26 protein-coding genes are annotated in these 23,767 nt (G+C 45.4%); 22 read left to right on the top strand and 4 right to left on the bottom strand.

The genetic code is table 11. The features are described from left to right. Positions 1-3 precede the first annotated feature (3 nt). The 15 genes from MHH60_RS10700 (at position 4) to MHH60_RS10630 (ending at position 8,325) form a co-directional block, all read left to right on the top strand. On the top strand, positions 4-300 hold the full coding sequence (locus MHH60_RS10700; RefSeq protein ID WP_076138387.1) for a DUF2577 domain-containing protein: 297 nt from the start codon (positions 4-6) through the stop codon (positions 298-300). Further along, positions 297-728, top strand: a complete 432-nt coding sequence (locus MHH60_RS10695) for a DUF2634 domain-containing protein (RefSeq protein ID WP_076138346.1) — start codon at positions 297-299, stop codon at positions 726-728. The genes MHH60_RS10700 and MHH60_RS10695 overlap by 4 nt, the downstream gene beginning before the upstream one ends. Next, positions 721-1,779: a baseplate J/gp47 family protein gene (locus tag MHH60_RS10690; RefSeq protein ID WP_076138347.1), complete on the top strand. Its 1,059-nt coding sequence runs from the start codon at positions 721-723 to the stop codon at positions 1,777-1,779. The genes MHH60_RS10695 and MHH60_RS10690 overlap by 8 nt, the downstream gene beginning before the upstream one ends. Position 1,780: 1 nt before the next feature. Further along, the gene (locus tag MHH60_RS10685) at positions 1,781-2,194 is read left to right on the top strand and encodes a hypothetical protein (protein WP_036681259.1); all 414 of its coding nucleotides are present in this window, start codon (positions 1,781-1,783) and stop codon (positions 2,192-2,194) included. Between the two features lies 1 nt (position 2,195). Then, positions 2,196-3,218 (top strand): DUF2793 domain-containing protein, encoded by a 1,023-nt coding sequence (locus tag MHH60_RS10680; protein WP_076138348.1) that lies wholly within the window; start codon positions 2,196-2,198, stop codon positions 3,216-3,218. Positions 3,219-3,229: 11 nt separating this feature from the next. Further along, a complete protein-coding gene (locus tag MHH60_RS10675) occupies positions 3,230-3,565 on the top strand; it encodes a hyaluronate lyase N-terminal domain-containing protein (protein WP_076138349.1) in 336 nt (111 codons plus the stop codon). A gap of 3 nt (positions 3,566-3,568) precedes the next feature. Then, the gene (locus MHH60_RS10670; protein ID WP_076138350.1) at positions 3,569-4,180 is read left to right on the top strand and encodes a putative phage tail protein; all 612 of its coding nucleotides are present in this window, start codon (positions 3,569-3,571) and stop codon (positions 4,178-4,180) included. Between the two features lie 11 nt (positions 4,181-4,191). Further along, positions 4,192-5,706, top strand: a complete 1,515-nt coding sequence (locus MHH60_RS10665; RefSeq protein WP_076138351.1) for a hypothetical protein — start codon at positions 4,192-4,194, stop codon at positions 5,704-5,706. 12 nt (positions 5,707-5,718) lie between these two features. After that, positions 5,719-6,162 (top strand): XkdW family protein, encoded by a 444-nt coding sequence (locus MHH60_RS10660; protein WP_076138353.1) that lies wholly within the window; start codon positions 5,719-5,721, stop codon positions 6,160-6,162. Between the two features lie 25 nt (positions 6,163-6,187). After that, a complete protein-coding gene (locus MHH60_RS10655; protein ID WP_076138354.1) occupies positions 6,188-6,406 on the top strand; it encodes a hypothetical protein in 219 nt (72 codons plus the stop codon). Positions 6,407-6,500: 94 nt separating this feature from the next. Continuing rightward, entirely contained in the window at positions 6,501-6,782 is a 282-nt protein-coding gene (locus MHH60_RS10650) for a hypothetical protein (RefSeq protein ID WP_036681272.1), read from the top strand. 2 nt (positions 6,783-6,784) lie between these two features. Then, positions 6,785-6,985 carry a hypothetical protein gene (locus MHH60_RS10645; protein WP_036681274.1) on the top strand — a complete coding sequence of 67 codons (201 nt, stop codon included), beginning with the start codon at positions 6,785-6,787 and terminating at the stop codon, positions 6,983-6,985. Then, positions 6,954-7,367: a hypothetical protein gene (locus MHH60_RS10640; RefSeq protein ID WP_143766775.1), complete on the top strand. Its 414-nt coding sequence runs from the start codon at positions 6,954-6,956 to the stop codon at positions 7,365-7,367. The genes MHH60_RS10645 and MHH60_RS10640 overlap by 32 nt, the downstream gene beginning before the upstream one ends. After that, positions 7,339-8,031, top strand: a complete 693-nt coding sequence (locus MHH60_RS10635) for a M15 family metallopeptidase (RefSeq protein ID WP_076138356.1) — start codon at positions 7,339-7,341, stop codon at positions 8,029-8,031. Before MHH60_RS10640 ends, MHH60_RS10635 begins: the two co-directional genes overlap by 29 nt. A 12-nt stretch (positions 8,032-8,043) precedes the next feature. After that, entirely contained in the window at positions 8,044-8,325 is a 282-nt protein-coding gene (locus MHH60_RS10630; protein ID WP_076138357.1) for a holin, read from the top strand. A gap of 103 nt (positions 8,326-8,428) precedes the next feature. Here the strand turns inward: MHH60_RS10630 and MHH60_RS10625 are convergent, their stop codons facing one another. From MHH60_RS10625 to MHH60_RS10610, 4 genes are all read right to left on the bottom strand, one after another. Continuing rightward, a complete protein-coding gene (locus MHH60_RS10625; protein WP_076138358.1) occupies positions 8,429-9,739 on the bottom strand; it encodes an MBL fold metallo-hydrolase in 1,311 nt (436 codons plus the stop codon). Beyond that, a complete protein-coding gene (locus tag MHH60_RS10620) occupies positions 9,736-11,415 on the bottom strand; it encodes an ABC transporter permease (RefSeq protein WP_076138360.1) in 1,680 nt (559 codons plus the stop codon). Before MHH60_RS10620 ends, MHH60_RS10625 begins: the two co-directional genes overlap by 4 nt. A gap of 5 nt (positions 11,416-11,420) precedes the next feature. Next, positions 11,421-12,500, bottom strand: a complete 1,080-nt coding sequence (locus tag MHH60_RS10615; RefSeq protein ID WP_076138388.1) for an ABC transporter substrate-binding protein — start codon at positions 12,498-12,500, stop codon at positions 11,421-11,423. A 90-nt stretch (positions 12,501-12,590) separates the two neighbouring features. Then, complete coding sequence (locus MHH60_RS10610; RefSeq protein WP_076099886.1) at positions 12,591-13,559, bottom strand: ABC transporter ATP-binding protein; 969 nt, start codon at positions 13,557-13,559, stop codon at positions 12,591-12,593. A 165-nt stretch (positions 13,560-13,724) separates the two neighbouring features. Here MHH60_RS10610 and MHH60_RS10605 point away from each other — a divergent pair, with 165 nt between their 5' ends. The 7 genes from MHH60_RS10605 (at position 13,725) to glmM (ending at position 23,389) form a co-directional block, all read left to right on the top strand. After that, positions 13,725-14,618 (top strand): LysR family transcriptional regulator, encoded by an 894-nt coding sequence (locus tag MHH60_RS10605; protein ID WP_076138362.1) that lies wholly within the window; start codon positions 13,725-13,727, stop codon positions 14,616-14,618. 234 nt (positions 14,619-14,852) lie between these two features. Further along, a complete protein-coding gene (gene ppc, locus MHH60_RS10600) occupies positions 14,853-17,645 on the top strand; it encodes a phosphoenolpyruvate carboxylase (RefSeq protein WP_038573414.1) in 2,793 nt (930 codons plus the stop codon). A gap of 514 nt (positions 17,646-18,159) precedes the next feature. Next, complete coding sequence (sigW, locus tag MHH60_RS10595) at positions 18,160-18,726, top strand: RNA polymerase sigma factor SigW (protein ID WP_036681288.1); 567 nt, start codon at positions 18,160-18,162, stop codon at positions 18,724-18,726. 121 nt (positions 18,727-18,847) lie between these two features. Continuing rightward, positions 18,848-19,462 carry a zf-HC2 domain-containing protein gene (locus MHH60_RS10590; protein ID WP_036681404.1) on the top strand — a complete coding sequence of 205 codons (615 nt, stop codon included), beginning with the start codon at positions 18,848-18,850 and terminating at the stop codon, positions 19,460-19,462. 214 nt (positions 19,463-19,676) lie between these two features. Further along, a complete protein-coding gene (cdaA, locus tag MHH60_RS10585) occupies positions 19,677-20,507 on the top strand; it encodes a diadenylate cyclase CdaA (protein WP_036681290.1) in 831 nt (276 codons plus the stop codon). Beyond that, complete coding sequence (locus MHH60_RS10580) at positions 20,500-21,960, top strand: CdaR family protein (protein WP_081389163.1); 1,461 nt, start codon at positions 20,500-20,502, stop codon at positions 21,958-21,960. The genes cdaA and MHH60_RS10580 overlap by 8 nt, the downstream gene beginning before the upstream one ends. Positions 21,961-22,048: 88 nt before the next feature. Next, positions 22,049-23,389 carry a phosphoglucosamine mutase gene (gene glmM, locus MHH60_RS10575; protein ID WP_076138365.1) on the top strand — a complete coding sequence of 447 codons (1,341 nt, stop codon included), beginning with the start codon at positions 22,049-22,051 and terminating at the stop codon, positions 23,387-23,389. Positions 23,390-23,767 lie beyond the last annotated feature (378 nt).

Raw genomic sequence — 23,767 nt, 5'->3', positions numbered from 1 at the left:
ATGATGTTAGATATTATTAAAAAAGCTAGTCTAGGAGCCGTGGGAAGTACAAATCCCGTGGCTTTTTCTTATGGAACGGTAACGGAGGCAGCGCCTTTGCAGATCCAGGTGGATCAGCGGTTTATTTTATCGGGGAATGCGTTAGTGCTGCCTGAATCGGTAATGGAAAGCAAGATCGCCATCGAGGGCAAAGAAGTAATACTTCGGCGGGGATTAGCGAGTGGGGACCGCGTATTAATGGTTCGAATGCAGGGCGGACAAAGCTACATTGTTCTAGATCGGCTGGTGAGCCCGATATGATCCCGGCGATTGGAAAAGCTGGACCGATAACGGCCCTGCTTGAGGGGGAGGTCAACCTTGAGCGTGGGGAAAGTCCTAGTCTTACGTACCGAATGGATTGGGAGAGAAGAAGGATTACAGGCCAAACGGATGGACTAGAAGCAGTTCAACAGGCAGCGGCAAAAATTTTGCGAACTGATCGGTTTGAACATCTGATTTACAGTTCAGATTACGGAACAGAGTGGCGGTTGGTGCTTGGCAAGGATCGGCTGCTGGTTAGAGCTGAAATCAGACGTATCGTTAGTGAGGCACTACTTCAGGATGAACGAATCCTTAGCTTAGAGAATATTGTTGTTTCGTTTACCGCAGATAATCTAACTTTTGACTGCAAGGTCGTCACACGTTACGGAAATTTTCAGCTGAGAAAGGAGTGGAATGAGGATGTATGAGGATCAGACGTATGAGGCTATTTTAGAGCGGATGTTGGACCGGATTCCATCAGGATTGGATAAACGCGAGGGCAGCATCATTTATGACGCATTGGCTCCAGCAGCCGCTGAGTTGGCACAGATGTATATTGAGCTGGATGTGAATAATAATCTGTATTTTGCAGATACGGCTACCGGAGAGTACTTGGAGCGAAGCATCTCCTGGTCAGGCATTGTAAGGCGTGAAGCCAGCAAGGCACAGCTGAAAGGGATTTTTTATAAGGCGGATGGGGGATTGCTGGATGTTCCACTCGGCAGCCGCTTCTCACTCGAAATGCTGAATTATACGGCTGTGGAGAAGTTATCTCCTGGAGTGTATCGCTTGGAAAGTGAAACCGCTGGAGAAGAAGGAAATCGATATTTTGGCTCTTTACTGCCAGTGGATTATATTTCAGACCTCGCGCGCGGAGAAATAGCTTCTCTTCTGATCCCTGGGGAGGACATTGAAACGGATGATGCGCTACGCCAGCGTTATTTGGATTCAGCCAGACGCCCAGCTACTAGCGGAAATAAATATCACTATATGGAGTGGGCACTGCAAGTTTCGGGTGTGGGAGGTGCACGTGTTTTTCCATTATGGAAAGGTCCTAAAACTGTGAAGGTGATTATTGTGGACGCCGAAAAAAAACCCGCATCCGAGCTGTTGGCGGCTCAGGTGCAGCAATATATTGATCCGGTCTCAGGAGCTGGTGAGGGACAAGCACCGGTAGGGGCTGTTGTGACCGTGGCGCCGGCTGCGGGCAAAAACATCAGTATAAGTGCCAAGGTAACCCTTGCTTCTGGCTATGCACTGCAAGCTGTAAACCAAGGCTTTCAGGTGATGCTTGAGAAATATCGCAAGGAGAAGGCTTTTTCAGCAACCTATATCAGTCAGTCTGTCATCGGGGCATTATTGCTTGCTACTGAAGGAGTCGCGGATTACACAGAGCTGAAGTTGAACAGTGGAGCGGGCAATGTGATGTTGAACGAAGAAGAAGTACCGTTGTTCGGTAACGTTCTACTGGAGGTGTAGCATGGGTTATCCAGAGCAAATTGATATTTTTCAAGAAAAACTTAATAAAAAAGCAAACGGTAGCAGCTATGTTATCGAAGAGAGATTACCGCTTGTAAATGGCGTTTATAGTGGTCTTCTAGCGCATGACAATATTAATAATCAGACCATTGCGGTGTACACAGGGTCACAGTATTCCGGGATCGAGCTACGCAATTTCACTGTGTCTTTTCCGGATGAGGCGCCCTGGCGGCGGTTGATTAAGATTTTTGCCGATGTGCCTGAGGTATATGTTACTTACGAAACCCCCGGTGATACGGTTGAAGCAGAGGATATTAACGGTTTGCAGGTGAGTCTTACCGCTGTCCAAACTGAAATAGAGCGTTATAAGAACAAGGGCCAGATTGACGGAGGATCATTTAGAAGAGAGGTGTAAAATGGCACAGACCATACAAATAAAGCGGGGTACAAAGGCTGAGCTAACGAGTTATGGCGTGTTGAAGGCAGGTGAGCTTGGTTTTTGCAGTGATACTAAGGAAGTTTATATTGGTGACGGCACGTCCAATTCCATGGTCGGCAGGGCGCTGTCAGGGCCAGAAGCTTCGCGTCCGGTTGCAGGATCCGTTGGTCGTTTGTATTACGTGACTACGGGTTCGAACAGCGGATATTTATATTTTGATGATGGGGCAGCTTGGCGGCGGGTGAATGCGCAGAAGCTTACCGATCTGACAGGTACAATTGATGATATCGCTGATGGAGCAACCTATGCGAAGGTGCTTAAAGCGGATATTAGTGCGGGACATATCAATAAAGTATCGGATGGCACAAACGTAAAGACTGCCGCTGAGATCAAGACTCACATTGATGATGTGGCCAAGCACCGGACAATCAATGATGCAGGGACTACGATTACAGACTTGTGGTCTGCGCAAAAGATTAAAAATGAAATTGAGCTGGCTAAGCATAACATCGAACCGCAAGCATCGGTAAAAGACCAGAACCTGCTGGCTCCACCTGCCAGTCCGGTTGAGGGTGATCGTTATATTATTCCAGCAGGGGCAACCGGGGGATGGGCGGGCAAAACGAATCAAATTGTTGAATACCAATCTGCCGCTTGGGTATTTTATGTTCCTGCCGTCGGTTGGACCGCTTACGTCGATGATGAGCAGAAGATTTACAGCTGGAACGGCAGCGCATGGGTACGTACCGGTGGTGCACTACAGACCATTACAGCCGGGAACGGGCTGATTGGTGGGGGTCAGGCCGATGCTGTGACGCTGAACATTGGTGCGGGCAATGGGATCACAGTCACTGCAGACGCGATTGCGGTTACCGCTGGAAAAGGAATCACCGTGGATGCAGCTGGTGTAGCTGTAAGTGTGGATGGAAGCAGTATCGTTTATGATGCTGCGAATGGCAATAAACTTACCGTGGCCAGTATTGATGGCGGAACATTTTAGGGGGCGGGACAATGGCTCTAAAAACATTGATTCAAATACGCCGCGGCTTGGAAAGCGCCATTGAAGCGCTGGCTATTGGTGAGCTTGGGTATTGTACAGACAGTGGCAAGCTGTACATTGGTTCTGCCGCTGGTAATGTCTTACTGGTAGCCGCGCAGAGTACCGGGGATATGCTGAAAAGCATTTACGATACGAATAACAATGGCAAGGTGGATTTTGCGCAACAAGCGGATAGTGTAGCTTGGGCGGGGGTAGCGGGTAAACCAACGGTATTTCCTCCAGCGGCGCATACACATGACTATTTGCCCAAAGGCCCCCTAACCTGGAATCAACTGAAGGGGGTGTAGAGGATGAGTTACGGCAGCTCTTTATACAGCGAATTGCAATATTCCGCAGATAAAGATTCGAGCCATCCGGGTGAAGTCGAGGCGCCTGATCTAATGCAGTATTTGCCGGATTATTATAAGGATGTCCGCGAAATGGAGAAGCTTCAGGAGACTATAGGGCTAGAAATTGGTGGACTGAGGTTAGGCACTATTGACGTACTGGATCAGGCGTTTATTGAAACGGCTACAGTGAGCCTTGGTCGCTGGGAATCCGAACTTGGACTCAGCAGCGATCCATCCAAGTCTTATGCCACTCGTCGAGAGATGATTAAGGCAAAGCTGCGTGGAAATGGGACCACCACACCGGAGATGATTCAGCGGACGGCGTCAGCTTTTTCAGGTGGAGTGGTTGAAGTGAAGGAAGTGCCTGAGGAGTACCGTTTTGAGATTCATTTTGTGAGTACACTGGGGATTCCTCCGAATATGGCAGGGTTGATTCAAATCATCGAAGAGATTAAACCTGCGCATTTAGCTTATGAATTTGTGTTCAGCTATACCTGGTGGGACTCTGTTAAAGCCTTGACTTGGGAGACTGCTCACAGTAAAACATGGAACGAATTAAGAACTTATAGATAGGAGAGTGACATATGCAAACCACAGGAAATTTGGGCTTAAAGAAGCCAGAGGGAACAGATATCGTTGATATTGCCGATCTGAACGGGAATATGGACATTTTGGACAATGCCGTTAATGGCAAGGTCGATAAAGTTACTGGCAAACAGCTATCTACGAACGACTACACCGCAGCTGAGAAAACGAAGCTGGCGGGTATTGCTACGGGAGCGAATAATTATGTTCACCCTAATCACACGGGGGATGTTATTAGCACTGGTGACGGGGTTACCGCGATTGCGGCTGGGGTGATTGTAAACGCCGATGTTAATGCTTCAGCCGGAATTGATGCTTCGAAGATTGGGACTGGCGTGGTCTCGAACGCAGAGTTTGGGTATTTGGATGGGGTGACTAGTGGGATTCAGGGGCAGTTGAATGGTAAGGCGCCGTTGGTTACTACGCCTCAGCAGACGACAGCGGATATTACGTACTACGTACGGACGGACGGGAATGACAATAATACGGGATTGGTGAATACGGCGGGTGGGGCGTTTAGGACGATAACAAAAGCTGTGACCATGATTCCGCAGATTGTTAACCACACGATAGTTATTAATATTGCAAATGGGACTTATGCGGAAACTGTTTCTGTATATGGATTAGGTGGGTCAGGGTCAGTTGCATTTAATCCGAGTACAGGTGCTATTAATGATTCATTGATGATTAACGATATGATTGTTGCAAGATGTTCCATACCTATTCTTATAAGAGGTATTAAGGCTATATCAACTTCAACCGATGCGTTTTCAGTTTGGGATAGTATTAATGTGCAATTCCTCTACTGTAAATCTGATTCTACTGCCTTGAACAATACAGGAATATTAGGAAATTCTTCAAAAGTTTATATGTATGGATGCATCACATCTAATAAGAGATACGGAATATATGGTGCATTAAACGCTGATATGTTTAGCTTCAGTAACTTAGGATTGGGAAACGTTGTTGGTACTTATGCTGCCGAAGGTGGGCGGATTTCTATTACGGGAACCTCGCCAGTTGGAACATTGCCTTCGACTACTGGAAATAGTGGGCTAATTCTATCTACTGGAGTGATAAACCCATGGGGAGATAATACAACTGCATCTAGAAGTGGATTCTCAGCAAATCTTTCAGCTAACCAAGCAATTACAGGTAGTGCGACAACTAAGCTATTGTACGCGGCAAAGGGCTGGGATAATTTATCAGAATATAATACAACCTTAGCGCGGTTTACTTCAAAGTCAGGAGGAACTTATCTTGTGTCAGCGTCAATAAGTTTGCTATGGGTACCGGATGCGGCTCGTTTAATAATGGATGTTTTCAAAAATGGTTCATTCCATACACGATTACAAGACATAACAACGGGGCAGCAGAATGATGCATCTATAGCGGGAGCAGCTGTTATGGGGCTTTCCAGCGGAGATTATATCGAGATTTATGTGTATATTGGAGGCTATAACATAACAGCTTTTCCAATTGGTAGTCATTTTACTGTTTTAAGATGTGCATAAAGGAGGATAAACATGAATAAAGCACTAGCAATAATGTATCTATACCCACAGGCTGATCCATCGAGGGACTTTATGATACAGAATGACGGTCCTGAACCTCGATACCTTAAAGACCCACCCATGAAGAAGTATCTTCGGGAGTCAGCAGCTGAGAAAAGGCCCTCCGAATGGATAGAGGGTATTGATTATGTGTTGCTCCCACAGCCGTTGGATGAATTGGTTGAAGGCATTGACTATGTGCTAGAGGAACGTGGCCCATACATCGCAGCTTGGAACCTAGACGCCCCGCAACCAACGGAAGAAGAACTCGAAGCCGCATGGGAAGCATATCTAGAAGCAGAAGCTAACAAACCACCAGAATTAAGCGAAGTCGAGCAACTCCGTGCTGAGAATACTGCTTTGCAAGACAGGCTTCAAGATATAGAAGTCATTATGGCTGAATTACTCAGCATATAAACCCAAAAGGAGGTGAGTTGTAATCATGAAAATGAATTCATTAACAGCTGCCAAAATCCGCTTGATGGCCAATGCCTGCATCACTCGTTCTGATCGTGAGGAAGGTCCGATAGAGAATATCATTTCTTCCTATAACATGCAGCCGGATAATGAGATTTTGGTAAAGGATCAGATTATCGAGAAACGATCAGATATTCATTTTGCTGAAAACGATTCGACTGAGCAAGCTTCATCAGCCAAATAATTAGCACGCATCCACACAGGAGCGTGTTTTTTTGTGCCCTCGGTGGTGCCGGGGGCTATTACGCATCAACATCATTATAGAAAGGAGCGGACGAATGGGCGAAGGGGATATTGCGCAATTGGAGAAGCTGCTGCCGCTGGCGGATAAGTATGGGCTGGCTTATATTGTTGCTTTCATTTTGATGATCGTGCTGATGGTGTTATTGCGTGCGATTGTCAAAGGGAACCTTGTACCGCGAGAAATGCTGGATCGGGCAGAGGAGGATCGGGATCGTCTGCAAGCGATTTTGGATAAGGAGCGCTCGGAGTTTATGCAGCCCACACTGGACGTCTTAAAGAAACTGAAGATTGACCATACGGAAGACAGGGGGAGTTAGGAATGCTGTCACAATGGATTCGGCGGCTGCTTCTCCCCCGGCATGTTGATAAAGAGATGGAGCTCCGCAGAGCCTCTACCAGCGTTACACTGACCATAAGTCATTATAAAAATGTCTCGCAGGAAATTCAGGAGGAGATTGATCGTAACCGGTTCGCCAAATATTTAGTTTATGATCGAGGGGATCATGATGCACATGATTGAATTTTTATTATTGGTGCTATATGGCACTACTATGGCTTGCGGATTATACATTATTTATCGCCACAGGCAATATTTTTACGAAAGATTCCAAAAAGGTGTGGTCAGCGTGTTTATGCTGGCTATGCTTTTTTTCTTATTGGCTTATACATTCAATATGCTTATCGTTCTACTATTCCGTTTGGCAGAATTACTAGGAGTGGACATGGCAACATGGCTGACTTGGCTAAATTATAGCTGGGCTATTGCCCAATTCGGTACAACTGGTGGAATTATCATATTAGCGATACTGACACGTTCCGGCAAATATGACCAATTTATTTATCTGAAAAAGATAGACAGAAAAGAGGAACATCATGCTGACATTAACTCAGGTGAAAAATAAATCAGCCCAACGCCTAACAGGTCTACACCCCGTAGTCCGTTCCGCTGCTACTGCTTTAATCGAACGTTGCTACAAACTCAATATCCCCATTCTCATTACGCAGGGACTTCGCACAATCGCCGAGCAGGATGCTCTATACGCACAAGGACGAACTAAGCCCGGAGCTATTGTCACCAATGCACGTGGCGGATTTAGCTATCACAATTTTGGATTGGCCGTAGATTTTGCTCTTTTGCTGCCGAATGGATCTAGTGTGTCTTGGGATATGTGCCGGGATGGAAATAACAACCAGATCCCAGATTGGCAGGAGGTTGTGAAGGAGGCAAAAGGGCTGGGCTTCGAGTGGGGAGGCGACTGGACAAGCTTCAAGGATTACCCCCATTTTCAAATGGCGTTTGGGTTAACACTCACACAGTTACGAGCAGGGACAAAGCCCTCAACAGCTGCGGTGGAGTCAGCGTATAAGGTCATCAATCGGAAGGAGGAGGAAGAATTGAAGAGTGATGTTATTGCTGTCGTAAAGGTTAACGGGGTTAAGGTTGCAGATGGAGTGCTTGAAAAAGGCATCACCTACGTCCCTGTACGTGTTATTGCAGAAGCGCTGGGTGCTCAGGTAGGTTATGATTCTGCGACTCGAACGGTTGAGATTATAAGTACCCGCTAAGGAGGGAAAAGGATGGAAACTGGAACAATTTTAGATGATGTTATGGCGTTCGCCTCTATATTAGCAGTATTCGTACTGGCACTGGTTCAGTTGGTCAAAAATAGTATCAACATCCCACGTAATGCAGTACCGATTATCGGACTATTGATAGGTTTGTTCATCGGCCTAGTAGCGTATCCTTTTACCGAACTTGATTTAGTGCTTCGCCTTTGGGCTGGGGGTCTTGCAGGCTTATCTGCAACCGGGTTGTTTGAGCTAGCTTTTAAGGATCGCCCGGGCACGACGAAAGAGTAAGTAGATAATAGGTACGAATCATAAAAAGGGCTGTTCCAAAAGTCTGAACTAAGACCTAAGGAAGAGCCCCACTGTTTTTCTCATGATATTACATAAATTAGTTTCAGAACGAAAGCGTGCTGCCGGGTTGTAAAGAATATAGTCCTGTGAAACCTTCTTCTTTTAATATAGAAGCTACATGGTCGATATGTGGTTTGGGAGCATGGACGAGCACTGTCCGGTGGCTGGGAATCGTTTGGAGCATTTTGCGAATGTCCGGCAAGCCTTGATGGACTTTATAGCGGATAAGTGAGATTGTACAGCGTACGCTGCTAGATTCTTCGATCATAGCTTGCTTAACGAGACGATGTCCAAAGCTTCCCGCCGCTAAATGTCCCGTAAAAATCACATGGTTGTCAGGAGAAAGAGAGAGCTGGTGAAAGTATTCTTGTGCTTTAGCCGACTGCATCATCCCGTCATTGGTAAATACGATAGCTCCCTTAAGATTCAACATTGCCTTCGCGCGTTCGTCCGAATTAGATACAACACACAAGTTTTTTCTGTTAAAAAGCGCATTTACGCGCTGAATAGCGTCCTCTTTCAGCCATTCCACCTTGTCGCTTAAAGCTCGTAAAGGAGCGACGAGTGCTTCTTCAACGATCAATTGATGATCTGGAAAACATTCATTTGCCCATACGATCAATTCCTGGCTTCTGCCATGGATAGGCACGGGAAGGAGGACGGAGCCCCCTTTTTGCAAGGTGTTATGGATGGCTATCTCTAATTGCTGTAATTTTACAAGCTGCTCATCAGGATCTGCCCCATATGCGGCATCGATAATGGACAGATCAGCCACATTTTTAGCTTCGGCTTCCATAATTGCTGGTGTGTCTGCCGTGAGCAGCTGCGATTCCTCCGAATAATCCCCCGAGAAAAATACAGTCTTGCCCTCCCATTCTAGGGCCAGCCAAACCGAACCTGCTAAATGCCCGCTACGTCCCCATTGAACTCGAAGGTTAGGCGCAAGCGTCAGCCAAGTTTGAGGGGAGACATGCTCCTCTAAATACATGAATTGAATAGCTTCTTTATCCATTTCCTCATAGGGGAGCGGGGCGGATTGAGCCGCCACATATTTATCCCAGGCCTCGAAATAATCAGGAAGCTGTAATGAGGTCGATCTAGTAGTCCATACCTTACCTCTGTATCCGTGTTTATAAAGTAAGGGCAGTGCTATGGAATGATCCTCATGCGCATGAGACAGAAATACTGCCTGCAAATGTGGAATAATATCCTTATCAAGTAGGGGGTATTCCCCTGGGCCTTCTTTTTTTACGCCACAATCTAGCAGGATGCCATTTCGTGAATCCTTGCCCTGCAAAAGATAGGAGGAACGGCCATGCTCTCCGGCCCCTCCCCAAATCGTTAGTCTGCTCATTGTTGTCTCCGCTTTCTATCTGGGCTTAAATATTCTAAGACTAATAGTAGTAGGGTAGTAATGCCTACAGAGATAACAGCCATGGCCATCCCCATGGCTACCGCACCTTGTTCAAATTGGGCAAAAATATAGGTTGCCGAGGTCTGCATTGAAGGTGGCAGAATGAGTAATGAGGCTACCAGTTCCCGATTGGAAATGGTGAAGGTCATCATCCAGCCAGCTACCATCCCCGGAAGGATGAGGGGAAGCAGGATACGGCGGAACACATACAGCTTACTTCCTCCGAATACTTGTCCCGCTTGCATCAGAGAGGAATCGATCTGCCCATAGCTTGCTTTTACATACTGAACAGTATAAGGAAGGAAAAGTACGACATAAGTCAGTACAACCATCCAGTAGGTATTATAGAGCGGGATAGGCATCCAGCGGGCATTCCACAGCAGAATTAGCCCTACTACAATTACAATTCCCGGGACTGTATTTGGAAGCAAGCTGAATAAATCTGTAATTTTCTGCTTGAATGTAGCCCCTTTTCCTACCGTTAAGGCAAACCAAGTCCCGAGAATAACAGCGATACTGGAAGCAACGATAGCTAATGTAAAGCTATTTAATAAGGCCTCAAGTCCTTGCGAACCCGGGGATAACAGCTCTGCATAATGTTTTAAGGTTAGATTGCTCCAGGATACGCCTTCTCCCCGAAGCTTCAATAATGAGGCTGTTATGATAGAGAAATAAGGAATGCCGACGGATGCCAGAAGCAACATAAGAACATAACCCCAGCTAAGAAACCCTACGATTCCTGTACTCTTATAACGTTTAGTACGAGTTCCTTTTCCGCCAATCAGACGGTAAGAGTAGCGGCTGCTGATGAGAGTTTGGATGTACCACATGACAAGACAAACTCCGAGCAGCAAGGAGGCTAGTGAAGTAGCCTTACCAAAATCAATCGGCCAACTGGAGATATATTTATGGATCTCAGAGGTCAGAACGTAAAAGCCGATCCTGCGGCCAAAGGTCGCAGGGGTACCGAATTCAGCAATTGTTTTGACGAAGATGAGCAGTGCTCCAAGCCCATAGCTAGAGAGCAGTAAAGGAATAATCACTCTTTTAAATCTGTAAAAGAAGGGGGCGCCGTGAACCGAGGCTGCTTCCTCCAGATTGCCCCCGATCTGCAAAAGCGCATTGCGCAGCAGCAAATACAAGAAAGGGAACAGATGAAGGCCCATGATCAGCACCATACCCCCATAGCTAAAGAAATATGGTGTAAGCACGGAGGAGGAGGGCAGAAACTGCTCCATATATCCGCCCGTCTGCATAAACAACATCCAGCCCATAGAACCAATGTAAGGTGGCGTCATAAATGGAATTAACAGCACGACATCCAGCCAGTTGTGGCGCCCTAAGTCGGTTTTTGCCATAATCCAGGCTAGAGGCAGCGCAAACAACGTAGTTAGCAGAATAACGCTTACCCCAAGCCCGATAGAATTCAGCAGCACCTCTACTAGGTCATTGCTCCCCATAATGGTTCGTAGTGGTGCGGCTATGTCGAGATGCCCCTCTGGATAAATACTGGTCCAGAAAATGAGCAGGAGTGGCAGCAGCACGAGCACGGTTAGTATAAATAAGGCCAGTCCACCGCTCACCCATTTAAATGAGCGCAAAGAGTTAGTATTCATTACGCTTATTTAAAAATTTGTGTGAAGGTCGAGGAAACTTCATCGCCGTGCTCGTTCATCCATTCCCAATTCACATCAAATGTTTTGATTTCTTCAAGATTGGCACGATTTTCTGCCTTCACGTCAGTTCTGCCTGGCAGCAAATAGGCTTTGGCAACAAGGGCTTGCGCTTCATCGGAGAGCAGGTAGTCGATAAAAGCCTTAGCGTTATCTACATTCGGGCTTGTCTTAATGATCGCAGCCGGACGAGGGCTGATTACAGTTCCTTCAGCAGGGTAGACGATATCCACTGGTTCTCCGTCAGCTTTTGCTTTATAAGCCATGTAATCTACGCCAGCAGCAACGACGGATTTAGCACCGGTAATCACCGGATCAAGTGCCTCTTGATTGGCGCCTGCCATAGCTACTTCATTGCTTTTATATTGTTTAAAAAGTTCCCAGCCACTGTCCCCTTTAGCACTTAAATACCCAGTCATGAAATCAAGAGCCGAGCCGGAAAGTGAAGGATCGGGGATATTGACTGCACCCTTCCATTCCGCTTTGCTGAGGTCATCCCAGGAGGTCGGCGGTGAGCTTACTTTTTTGGTATTGTAGACAATACCGAGTGCGGATGCACTGTAACTGAAATAGTTACCTTCATCTGTATCTGACCAATCGCTAACCAGCTTGTCTGCATTAATCGCTTCTTTATATGGAAGTAATAATCCGTCGTTTTTCATTCCTTGCATGGACGGAAGAGAGGCGAGGACAACAACATCAACGACCGGATTGGATTTTTCTGCTTCCATGCGGGCAAGTATTTTTCCTGTAGTGCCTTGGAACATTTCAACTTTAACGCCAGTTTTGGCTTCAAAGCCGTCTTTGATTTTATTGGCTAAACCTTCAGGGCCTGCACTGTAAACGACAAGATTGCCGCTTAGTATCTTTTCTGTTGGTTGAGGGGCTTCAGTTTGCGTCGCCGCCGCAGTATCGGTTTGGTTGTTGCTTGCGTTAGCCGCAGGGGTGTTCGAGGAGCCGCAGCCTACTAAAGTAATACCAAGTGCAGTTGTTAGAAGAAGTGAACTTAACCCTTTTGTCTTTTTCATTTGATTCAATGTAATTGCCTCCCTAATATTGTTGTGTGCATCTTGCTGCATGGAACAGCTACATATAGAGCCATTCCATGCAGTGGACGCTTAATTCAGATGATGGATCTGGTGTTCTGAAGCGTACAGCTGGATCTTTTCTCCTACAGGTAGGCGCCGATCATGATAAGCGGTCCAAGTCCCATTGTGCTCCATATTCAGAATGATCTCATAGCGATCCCCCATATAACTCACATGCTGAATAGTCCCTGTAAAAGGAAGAAAGGAAGCATCCTCCTGAGACCAGCGTAAATGTTCTGGACGCAGCATCTGTTTATCCGGAACGATCCAGTTGGATTTTCCAATAAAGTGTGCTACAAAGGGATGACTCGGTTTACGATAAATGTCCTCAGGAGATCCACTCTGTAAAATAGTGCCACCTTGCATTACAACTACTTCATCTGACATAGACATCGCTTCGGTTTGATCATGCGTCACATACAGGGCTGTAATGCCCATGTTTTTCACCAAGGAGATTAACTCCAGCCTCATTTCATCTCGCAAGACCGCATCCAGCGCACTTAATGGCTCATCGAATAATACAAGCTGAGGGCGCATGACTACGGCTCTGGCAAAAGCAACCCGCTGCTGCTGTCCACCAGACAACTGATGTGGAAAACGCAGTTCCAGCCCCTCCAGCTTGACCGATCGAAGCGCCTCCTGCACCCGAACCCGTAAATTCTTTTTTTGTTTGGAAGCTCGAAGTCCGAAGGCTACATTCTCGAACACAGTCAGATGCGGCCAGAGGGCGAAATCTTGAAAAACCATGCCAAAGTTACGGCGATGAATGGGGTGGCTAATTCTTTTGCTGCCTGAAAAAATAAACTCATCATCGATCAGAATTTCTCCTGCATCCGGTGTTTCCAGCCCAGCAATCAGACGGAGTAGTGTCGTCTTTCCACAACCTGAAGGACCGAGTAATGTCGTAAAGCTTCCAGCGGGAATCTTCAGATCTGCAGCCTTCAAGGCATGCACATCTCCGAATTTCTTTTCCAATCTGTGGATTGTAATTTCCTTCATTCTATCTACCTGCCTGTTCTTAAGCTTGTTCTTAGTGTAAAGGTAAAGAATTCCCGCTATATTTGCTGAATGTAACTGTGATATTAACTTTTTTGCCGATTTATTTTAACATTCATAGAATTCTTCTATGTTACCGTTTAGGAAAAGGCGAGGGAGTGGAAGAGAATGAACCTTAATCTAATGAAGCTGGAAATTGTAGAACTGCTGAATAAACATAAAAAAGTTACCACGGTAGCAGATAAACTCGGACTAAAGCAGCCCACCGTTACATATCATTTGAAGAATTTAGAGCAGCAATTGGGGGAAAAGTTATTTGAATCCAGAATGGATAAAATGATTCTTACGGAGAGTGGCAAAGCTTTTCTTCATTATGCGATTAAAATCAATGCGCTTGCTGCGGAAGCGGAGCGGGTGGTAAAAGAGTTCAGTCAGGCAGGTCGGGGGACGCTGAAAATTGGCGCCAGTTATGTTCCAGCTACTTATATTCTTCCACAAATATTGGGGCTGTTTGGCGAACAACATCCGGGGATTACCATTTCTTTATCGGTTAAGCCTTCACCGGTGATCAAAGAAATGCTTGCCAGTCATGAGATTGATCTTGGTATTTTGTCTACGGAATCTTTTTATCTGCCTGATCTGCATACTCAAGCCTTATGCGAGGATGAGCTTGTCCTTGTTTTTGCACCTACACATGATTTTGCCGGATTTTCTAATTTAAACTCAGCGATGATTGCTTCAGCGAGCTTTATTTTGCATGACAAGGAATCAAGCACACGCCAGTTGACGGATAAATGGTTTGAACGAGAGGGAAAAGAATCAAAACCGCATATTTTGCTCGATTCACTGGAGGCAATTAAGCAATCGCTCATGAGTGGACAACATGTTTCATTTATTTCACGACTTGCTGTGGAGGACGAGGTAGCCAGAGGAAGATTGCTAATGCGAGCCATTCCGGATTATAATTTTGAAAGACATATTTATTATTCGTATAACCGTGATCGCCATTATTCTCCTTTAATTGGACTGTTCATTGATCAGCTCCGCACAATCCGAATATAAGCATACATAGAGAATATACGATAGAGCCATTATATATATGAAAGAATACATAAAATATAAGGACTGTATAAATTCAGAAATTGGTGTATAATCTTAGGTACTGTGTCGCTTTACAGCACAAAAAAGTTGCAGATTTTCAAACGGTTTTATTGTATGATATGAGGAAGCTTTAATAGACGATATTTAGACAGACAAACTTAACACATTGATCCGGAAGAGAATGGGGGGAGCAGCATGACCGAACTTACGACTACCGTCAGCAAAAGCAACTCTAACAATCTGCTGCGACGGGACGTACGGTTCTTGGGGAACATTTTAGGAGAGGTCTTGGTTCACCAAGGCGGTAACGAACTGCTAGAGATCGTGGAGAAGATCCGCGAGACCAGTAAATCGCTACGCTCACTATTTTTACCTGAACTGCATAGTGAATTTAAGGAGTTAATCAATTCTTTGGATCCGGAGAACCGTCATCAGGTAATAAGAGCGTTCGCCATTTATTTTCAATTGGTGAATATTGCCGAACAGAACCACCGGATTCGCCGTAAACGTGACTATGAACGTTCAGCTGGGGAGACAGTACAACCCGGTTCTATAGAAAGCGCTATTCAAGAGCTTCGTGAACGTGATTTCTCTCATGAGGAAGTTAACGAGATTATTGAAGGATTGTCTCTGGAACTTGTAATGACGGCACATCCAACGGAAGCTATGCGCCGTGCGATTCTCGATATTCATAAACGGATATCCGATGATGTTATGGGTCTTGATAACCCTACTTTAACTTTCCGTGAACGTGAACAGCTTCGTGAGAAGTTATTAAATGAAGTGATTACGCTTTGGCAAACGGATGAGCTGCGTGACCGCAAGCCAACAGTACTCGATGAAGTGCGTAATGGAATGTATTATTTCCATGAGACGATTTTCCATGTATTGCCCGACGTGTATCAAGAGCTTGAACGCTGTCTGAGCAAATATTATCCAGGACAGAATTGGCATGTGCCAACCTACTTGCGTTTTGGATCATGGATTGGCGGAGACCGTGATGGTAACCCTTCGGTAACCTCAACAGTCACTGCGCAGACTTTACGCATGCAGCGTAAGCTGGCCATTCGTGAATATCAGCGTATTATGCGTGAACTCATGAAATATCTAAGCTTTAGCACAAGTATTGTTAAAGTGACGCCTGAGCTAGTAGAATCCATCGAAGCTGATCGTCAGATCATTAACCTAGGCAAGATGGAAGAATGGCGCAATGACAATGAACCTTACCGTATTAAACTTAGCTACATGATCTCTAAGACACAAAATGTTTTGGATGATGAGAAAAAAGATACTCCTGAGCGTTATGCTACACCTGAGGAGTTCATAGATGATTTGAATGTCATTGACCGCAGTCTACGGCATCACTACGCCGACTATGTGGCCGATACTTATATTAAAAAGCTAATCCGCCAAGTGGAGCTGTTCGGATTCCATACGGCAACTCTTGACGTGCGTCAACACAGTCAAGAACATGAGAATGCCATGACAGAAATTTTGGCGAAGATGAACATTTCGCCGGATTACTCTAAATTAACGGAGATTGAGAAGATTGATCTGCTGGAGAAATTGCTGAATGATCCACGTCCGTTGACCTCTTCTTATCAGACGTATACTGAAAGTACAGAGGAGTGTCTGGCTGTTTACCGGACGATCTTCGCATCGCAGGAAGAGTACGGCAAACAATGTATCACCAGTTATCTGATCAGTATGGCTGAAGCTGCAAGTGACATTCTGGAGGTTATGGTCTTCGCCAAAGAGGTAGGACTATTCCGCAAGGATAACGACGGTACAGTTGTATGTACCCTGCAAGCTGTGCCACTTTTTGAAACGATTGATGACTTGCATGAAGCACCGCAAATTATGAATACACTGCTCAATATGCCGATCTACCGTGATGCGGTAAGAGCAATGAATGATTTGCAGGAAATCATGCTTGGATATTCAGATAGTAATAAAGATGGCGGCGTGGTTACTGCTAACTGGGAACTGCGTGTTGCCCTAAAAGAAATTACAGCGACAGCGGATAAGTTCGGAATCAAGCTGAAGTTCTTCCATGGTCGTGGTGGAGCGCTCGGCCGCGGGGGTATGCCACTTAACCGCAGTATTCTTGCTCAGCCAGCTTCGACAATTGGCGGCGGGATTAAGATTACCGAGCAGGGAGAAGTGATCTCCTCCCGTTACTCGATGCAAGGGATTGCTTACCGCAGTCTGGAGCAAGCGACATCTGCACTTGTAACTGCAGCAATTAGTGCGAGAGTGCCACAAGCGGATCTTTATGAAGAGAAATGGGAAGAAATTGTTGCCCGGATTTCTGAAGTCTCGCTGAACAAGTATCAGGATTTGATCTTCCGTGATCCGGATTTCCTGACTTATTTCAAAGAATCAACACCTCTGCCTGAGGTTGGAGAGCTTAATATCGGTTCCCGTCCTTCCAAGCGGAAGAACAGCGACCGTTTTGAAGATCTGCGCGCAATTCCTTGGGTATTTGCATGGACACAAAGCCGTTATTTGCTCCCAGCCTGGTACGCTGCTGGAACCGGACTGCAGAGTTTCTATGAGGGTAAGGAAGAGAATCTGAAGATAATGCAACATATGTATGAGAACTTCTCATTCTTTACTACACTGATAGATACGCTGCAAATGGCTATTTCAAAAGCGGACTTGATCATTGCTAAGGAATACGCCAGCATGGGCAAGAACGAGGAAGCACGTCAACGGATCTTTGGCCAGATTGAAGATGAATTTAATCTGACCTCTGAGCTGATCCTGAAGATTACAGGCCAGCAGGATATTCTGGATAACGTTCCTGTGATTCAAGAGTCGATCAGACTCCGCAATCCATACGTTGATCCGCTTAGCTACCTGCAGGTTCAATTGCTATCCGAGCTTAGAGCGCTCCGTGAAATTGATGGAGATGATAGCGAGCTGCTTCGCGAAGTATTGCTTACCATCAACGGCATTGCCGCCGGTCTTCGGAATACCGGCTGATATAGTCTTAACAACAAAAAGTCCGCCCTATTTGGGGCGGACTTTTTTTGCCTAATACAAGTTGTTGTGATCATAAACTGTATATTGTTGCTGTGGATTTTACTTGTTCCTAAATATTGGAGAGTCAAACCCGAGATTTCTTTTTTTACCCTACCCAAGTAACCGAGATGTAATCGGAGGTGAATTAGGAGGGATATAAAATTAGGGGAAAGAGTGCATGGAAAAGAATTTTGGAACTGTAGGAGCGCCAGCATTCGCCTTTATCCTCAGATTTCGACCGCTATATGCGGTTTATAATCAGGAAATGTGAGGATAACAGCGACCGAAAGTCTAAATGTTTCTCGGAGCTGCACTTAATCGCCTATACCAACTTGTCCAGTTTTTAACTCAGTTTACATAGAAGGTTACAATACAATCCTTGATTTTTACACAAACTTGAATTACGATTTAATTGCTTGTACCGTGGATATTTGCGAAGAAATACCAAGGGCGGCAAGTCTGGGGGAGTTAACAGGTGGAGAATTTGGAAGGCAGATTGACAAAGCTCGCCTTGAAGGGCGACCAAAGGGCATTTGCCGAGCTTGTGGAACTATATAAAGACAAAATATATCATTTAGCTTATAGGATGTTGAACAATCGCCATGAGGCGGAGGATATTGTTCAGGAGACCTTTTTGCGTGTGTATAGGAATTTGGATCGTTATGATGATAAACAGAAGTTCTCCACATGGATTTACCGGATTGGAACGAACCTCTGTATTGATAGATTGCGTAAACGAAAACCAACCTATTCGCTGGATGCTGAAATGAACGATCAGGAGGGCCTTGATGGCTATTCGTTGATTCCGAGCGACAATGTGACACCTGAGACCGAGCTATTGCTCTCGGAGACGCAGGGGCTAATTTATGAAGCGATTGACAGTCTGCCTGTGAAATACAGGTCGGTGATGATTCTGAGATACCTGCAGGATCTGTCCCTTCAGGAGATTAGTGATGTCCTGGATATGCCCGTGACCACGATTAAGACGCGTGTACACCGAGGCCGTGAATTTTTGCGTAAAAAATTAGGCCCAAAAATGTAAAAATAGATTTTATTTATGAAACATCTTTTCGAGAGCGACGTATGTAAGTTAAGCAAGTCTTATGTGTCCTGACCCTTTGTCTTAGGATAATTAAATAGCACTCATGAAAGGATTGGCTCCTATGGAATGCAAACTGGCCGTCTCTATGATGCATGACTACTTGGATGACGACTTGCCCGAACAGCAGCAGAGGGAATTGAAGGAGCATCTTCTATCCTGTCCAGATTGCCGTGCAAAGTTTAAAGAATTGGAACAGACAGATATGTTGATGTTCTCCCTAATGCATCAGAATCCTGTAGCTTCAGATGATCTTGTGAGCCGGATAATGAGTTCATTGCCAAAGACTAAGAAAGAAAAAGCCTTTATTACCTGGATCAAGAGACACCCTGCACTTACAGCGGCATCTCTATTCCTTGTCGTTATGCTGATGAGCACCGTAACTTTTTGGAGTCCAGACCGACAACTTGTAGTTAGAGGTGTTGATTTGGATCAAGTGGTCATCAAAGGGGATACTGTAATTGTACCTTCCGGCAAAATTATTACCGGAGACCTTACCATAGAGAACGGTAAAGCACAGGTATATGGAGAAGTGAACGGCAACGTGACAGTCATTGACGGATCTCTATATCAGGCTTCAACAGCTCATATTTCTGGGCAAGTCAAAAGCATAGACCAGGCAGTAAGCTGGTTCTGGTATAAAGTGACGAACATGTTCTCTGAAGTTGCCTACCGTTAATGCGGGCAGTGGTTACCTTGAGCAGGAATATTAATTAGCGCCTCTTTTTCCGGAAAGATGGCGCTTTTTTGTTTCCTTAAACTGGGTGGTTTCGGAAAGGATTGAGGGACTAAACTTGCAACTGAAGCCCGAACGTTATAACCTAGATATGATACAGAGCTAACAGACATTTTACATAAACCCAGCTAATTTGAAATGACGGGGGTTTTAGGCAATGAGTTATTTTACTGAGCTAACATGGAAAGATTCCATTAAAGATATAATTGATATCCTAATCGTCAGTTACATTATTTATAAAGTGCTTAATATGGTACGCGGCACGCGGGCGATTCAGCTTTTAAAAGGGATACTGGTTCTGGTCTTGATTTGGGCGGTAAGCACAATCTTGGACTTGTATACACTTAAATGGCTAATGAATCAAATGTTTACTTTCGGGGTCCTAGCTGTCTTTATCATTTTTCAGCCGGAACTACGAAGGGGACTGGAGCAGCTTGGACGGGGCAGATTTTTCGGACGGGCTGGAGAAAGTGACGAAGAGATCAGTAAGTTAATCGGCGAAGTGATTAAAGCCGTGAATTATTTATCTCGCAGAAAAATAGGGGCGTTAATCGTTTTTGAGCGGGAGACGGGGCTAAATGAATATACAGAGTCAGGTATACCCATGCGTTCCCTGGTCAGCTCCGAATTGCTCATTAACATCTTCATTCCCAATACACCTCTGCATGACGGAGCCCTTATTATGCAGGGAAATCAGATTGCTGCGGCTGCTTGTTACTTGCCATTGTCCGAGAATCCTTTTATCAGCAAAGAACTGGGAACCCGGCATCGGGCTGCTATAGGAATAAGTGAGGTTGCGGACTCAGTGTCTGTCATTGTCTCAGAGGAGACAGGGCAGATTTCCCTTGCAATTAATGGCCAGATCGTGAGAGACATTAAGGAAGAATCCATGATATCGAAGCTCCATCAAGAGCTTAGTGTAAGCTCATCGCTGAAGGAGAAGGGTTCAACTTTCTGGAAACGGAAGGGGGACAAGAATCATGGATAAGTGGATGAACAATAACAATTTCAATAAGATTCTGGCCCTTGTGTTTGGGATCATTTTGTTTACGATGGTTCATGTCGATACTGCGCCTTCTGGACAGACAACAGTGGATATTAAAACAAAAACTATTGAGAATGTGAAGATTGAAGTGACCGGCCTTGACGAGGACAAATATGTCCTTGAACCCTTGGCTGTCGATAGTGTCAGTCTGGAGGTAGCGGGTAAAAATTCCGATATCTCCTTTCAGTTCTCGGATGACTATAAAGTGATGCTTGATCTGAGTAAGGTTGAACCTGGGGACACCACGTTGCCACTTTACTATAAATTACCCAAAGGTGTATCTCTGGTAAGAATGAATCCTAAAGAGGTTACTGTACATGTAGAACCGCGAAACACGAAGTCTTTTCCCATAACATTGGTTACAAAGGGAAAACCTGCAGCGGGCTATCAAATAGGCACGCCTGTCTTGCAGCCTACAGATACTGTAAAAGTGACACTTGCGGATAATGAACTAAGCAAGGTAGCCAAGATACAAGGGACTATTGAGCTTAACGGTGAGAACGAAACCTTTGTAGAAAAAAAGCTGAAGCTACACGCTTATGATAATAATGGAAATGAAATTAAAGATGCTGTAATTGAGCCTTCTACTGTATCTGTGGAATTGCCGATTACCTTACCTTTTAAGAGTGTGCCGCTGGAGATTGGCTTTACTGGGCAACTTCCAGATTCACTCGTATTATCCAAAGTGACCCCTGAGCAGGAAACGGTCGTAGTGTATGGACAAGCAGAGGCTTTAAAAGCTTTATCTGCTTATGAAGCTACAGTCGACCTTAGTGCAATAGATTCTGCGGGGACGAAACAAGTAAAGGTGGATCTGAAGCCTCCGGCTGGAACGGAGAAAGTTATGCCCGAAGCTGTGAATGTTTCATTAACCATCTCAGAAATTGCTGAGCGGACGATTGAGGCGGTACCCATCAAGCTCCAAGGCGTGGGGGATGATTTGGAAGGAAGTATTGTTAATCCTTCAAGCAAGGAAATTGCGCTTACCTTAAAGGGTGCACCTGCTTTACTTGATCAACTTGATAAGAAAAATATAGGGGTTGTGGCTGATGTTAGCGGACTTTCAGCTGGAACTCACGAGGTTTCTTTGCGGGTATCATTACCCAAGTTCATCGCACTAGCCAATGCAGGGGTGCCACTTACTGTGACCGTGCAACTGCTATCGCCTGCAGCACCAGTCCCTACGCCTCATCCAGATACGGGGGGTGTAACTACTCCTGAACCGAGTTCTGAACCTGTTATAGGCGATGTGGAACCTACGGAGAAGCCCACGCATAGCGGAGAGGCTGGTGGAGCAACACCAACGCCTGTCCCTACGGATAGCAATCCGGAGAATAACGGCACAGCTAACACAAGTACCAATTCCGAGAATCCTGTAGGTACAGGCGGGACGTAATCTTTTGAGCCCAGAGGTACACCAAAATAGTATGCAATTCATATGATAGTACATTAAGCTAACGTAGCGTATTCAAAGGAGAAAAATAATGGGGAAGTATTTTGGAACTGACGGTGTGCGGGGAGTAGCAAACCGTGAATTGACTGCAGAAATGGCTTATAGTATTGGCCGTTGTGGAGGATATGTACTAGCGGGTAACTTGGATAAACCGAAGGTTGTTATCGGAATGGATACACGTATTTCCGGTCCTTTATTGGAATCCGCACTGATAGCGGGCTTATTGTCTATTGGAGCCGATGTAATCCGTATAGGCGTTGTGAGTACCCCTGCTGTTGCTTATATTACGAGATTGTTGAAGGCAGACGCAGGCGTCATGATTTCAGCTTCTCATAATCCTGTAGAGGATAACGGCATTAAGTTCTTTGGTGGGGATGGCTTCAAGCTTACAGATGAAACTGAACTGCGCATTGAAGAGCTTATGGATGCTGAGGTAGATGAATTGCCACGTCCTATCGGTTCGGGTTTAGGTATGGTTACCGTAGATAATGATGCTAAGTATCTTTATCTGGAGTATTTGAAAACCACCATTTCACAGGACTTTAAAGGAATCAAGGTTGTACTGGACTGTGCGCATGGCGCAGCGTATGAGCTTGCTCCAAGACTGTTCAGAGAGCTTGGCGCTGAGGTTATTTCTATCGGGGCTGAGCCAGATGGATTGAATATTAATGATGGATTTGGTTCGACACATCCAGAGACTTTGCGTGAAGAAGTCTTGCGTCAAGGAGCCGATTTGGGACTTGCTTTTGACGGAGATGCTGACCGCCTGATCGCTATTGATAATAACGGTGATGAAGTCGATGGTGACTTTATCCTTTGTATTTGTGGTGATGCCATGAACCGTGCAGGTAAGCTGAAGGATAGCACGATTGTATCAACCGTTATGAGTAACATCGGATTCTATAAAGCTACCGAGAAATTATCCCTGAATACTGCTAAGACAGCTGTAGGGGATCGTTATGTTATGGAAGAAATGCGTCGTGGGGGCTTTAATCTAGGCGGAGAACAGTCTGGACATGTTATTTTCCTGGATTACAATACAACTGGTGATGGTATTCTTACAGCTATTCAGCTGGTAGACACGCTTAAGGCTACAGGCAAACAGCTTAGCGAAGTTAAGAGTATGATGACTAAATACCCGCAGGTGCTGGTTAATGTTCGTGTACAGGATAAGACTAACTACCCTAATAACCCGGCTATAGAAGCGGCTATCGCTGAAGTGGAAGGTAAGCTAGGTGACAATGGCCGTGTGCTTGTACGTCCGTCAGGTACGGAATCTCTAATCCGCGTTATGGCAGAGGGACCGGATAAGTCAGATCTAGATCTTTATGTGAATCAAATTGTGGAAGTAGTTCAACGCGAATTGGTATAATCCATTACCTTAACTATAAGGCTGGTGCAGTGAGCGGGAGCGATTCGGACTCGTTGCACCAGTGTTATTTTATTTTAGGATTGGATCGTTTGAACTGGTTTTGTAAAATTTAGGTTGGTGCGCCATTGCCAAAGTACTACAAGGTGCATATAATAGATTAAGTGTCATTCTAGAAGGAAAGCGGGGATTGTGAGGTTAGCAATAGCAAGCGCCAGAGCTTGGTCTAGCGCGGGGGAGAAGGGAAAGCTGCTTACTTGTTATGTAGGCTATGGCTTGAACGGATCACGGCAGACGTAAGCTGACGAGGTGGAGGTGTTCGAAATGTTCGGCGGGGACCTCCCGGTGATGCACCAGAGCCGTAAATGGATACGGAAAATG

The organism is Paenibacillus sp. FSL H7-0716 (assembly GCF_038002705.1).
GTDB classification, from domain to species: Bacteria; Bacillota; Bacilli; order Paenibacillales; family Paenibacillaceae; genus Paenibacillus_AQ; species Paenibacillus_AQ odorifer.
Note: the sequence above shows the minus strand (reverse complement) of the source record. Positions and strands in the feature narration are given on the sequence as shown.

Excerpts from the sequence above, each read along its gene's own strand:
- MHH60_RS10700 (WP_076138387.1), top strand. The coding sequence starts at position 4 with ATGTTAGATATTATTAAAAAAGCTAGTCTAGGAGCCGTGGGAAGTACA.
- MHH60_RS10695 (WP_076138346.1), top strand. The coding sequence starts at position 297 with ATGATCCCGGCGATTGGAAAAGCTGGACCGATAACGGCCCTGCTTGAG.
- MHH60_RS10690 (WP_076138347.1), top strand. The coding sequence starts at position 721 with ATGTATGAGGATCAGACGTATGAGGCTATTTTAGAGCGGATGTTGGAC.
- MHH60_RS10685 (WP_036681259.1), top strand. The coding sequence starts at position 1,781 with ATGGGTTATCCAGAGCAAATTGATATTTTTCAAGAAAAACTTAATAAA.
- MHH60_RS10680 (WP_076138348.1), top strand. The coding sequence starts at position 2,196 with ATGGCACAGACCATACAAATAAAGCGGGGTACAAAGGCTGAGCTAACG.
- MHH60_RS10675 (WP_076138349.1), top strand. The coding sequence starts at position 3,230 with ATGGCTCTAAAAACATTGATTCAAATACGCCGCGGCTTGGAAAGCGCC.
- MHH60_RS10670 (WP_076138350.1), top strand. The coding sequence starts at position 3,569 with ATGAGTTACGGCAGCTCTTTATACAGCGAATTGCAATATTCCGCAGAT.
- MHH60_RS10665 (WP_076138351.1), top strand. The coding sequence starts at position 4,192 with ATGCAAACCACAGGAAATTTGGGCTTAAAGAAGCCAGAGGGAACAGAT.
- MHH60_RS10660 (WP_076138353.1), top strand. The coding sequence starts at position 5,719 with ATGAATAAAGCACTAGCAATAATGTATCTATACCCACAGGCTGATCCA.
- MHH60_RS10655 (WP_076138354.1), top strand. The coding sequence starts at position 6,188 with ATGAAAATGAATTCATTAACAGCTGCCAAAATCCGCTTGATGGCCAAT.
- MHH60_RS10650 (WP_036681272.1), top strand. The coding sequence starts at position 6,501 with ATGGGCGAAGGGGATATTGCGCAATTGGAGAAGCTGCTGCCGCTGGCG.
- MHH60_RS10645 (WP_036681274.1), top strand. The coding sequence starts at position 6,785 with ATGCTGTCACAATGGATTCGGCGGCTGCTTCTCCCCCGGCATGTTGAT.
- MHH60_RS10640 (WP_143766775.1), top strand. The coding sequence starts at position 6,954 with ATGATCGAGGGGATCATGATGCACATGATTGAATTTTTATTATTGGTG.
- MHH60_RS10635 (WP_076138356.1), top strand. The coding sequence starts at position 7,339 with ATGCTGACATTAACTCAGGTGAAAAATAAATCAGCCCAACGCCTAACA.
- MHH60_RS10630 (WP_076138357.1), top strand. The coding sequence starts at position 8,044 with ATGGAAACTGGAACAATTTTAGATGATGTTATGGCGTTCGCCTCTATA.
- MHH60_RS10625 (WP_076138358.1), bottom strand. The coding sequence starts at position 9,739 with ATGAGCAGACTAACGATTTGGGGAGGGGCCGGAGAGCATGGCCGTTCC.
- MHH60_RS10620 (WP_076138360.1), bottom strand. The coding sequence starts at position 11,415 with ATGAATACTAACTCTTTGCGCTCATTTAAATGGGTGAGCGGTGGACTG.
- MHH60_RS10615 (WP_076138388.1), bottom strand. The coding sequence starts at position 12,500 with ATGAAAAAGACAAAAGGGTTAAGTTCACTTCTTCTAACAACTGCACTT.
- MHH60_RS10610 (WP_076099886.1), bottom strand. The coding sequence starts at position 13,559 with ATGAAGGAAATTACAATCCACAGATTGGAAAAGAAATTCGGAGATGTG.
- MHH60_RS10605 (WP_076138362.1), top strand. The coding sequence starts at position 13,725 with ATGAACCTTAATCTAATGAAGCTGGAAATTGTAGAACTGCTGAATAAA.
- ppc (WP_038573414.1), top strand. The coding sequence starts at position 14,853 with ATGACCGAACTTACGACTACCGTCAGCAAAAGCAACTCTAACAATCTG.
- MHH60_RS10590 (WP_036681404.1), top strand. The coding sequence starts at position 18,848 with ATGGAATGCAAACTGGCCGTCTCTATGATGCATGACTACTTGGATGAC.
- cdaA (WP_036681290.1), top strand. The coding sequence starts at position 19,677 with ATGAGTTATTTTACTGAGCTAACATGGAAAGATTCCATTAAAGATATA.
- MHH60_RS10580 (WP_081389163.1), top strand. The coding sequence starts at position 20,500 with ATGGATAAGTGGATGAACAATAACAATTTCAATAAGATTCTGGCCCTT.
- glmM (WP_076138365.1), top strand. The coding sequence starts at position 22,049 with ATGGGGAAGTATTTTGGAACTGACGGTGTGCGGGGAGTAGCAAACCGT.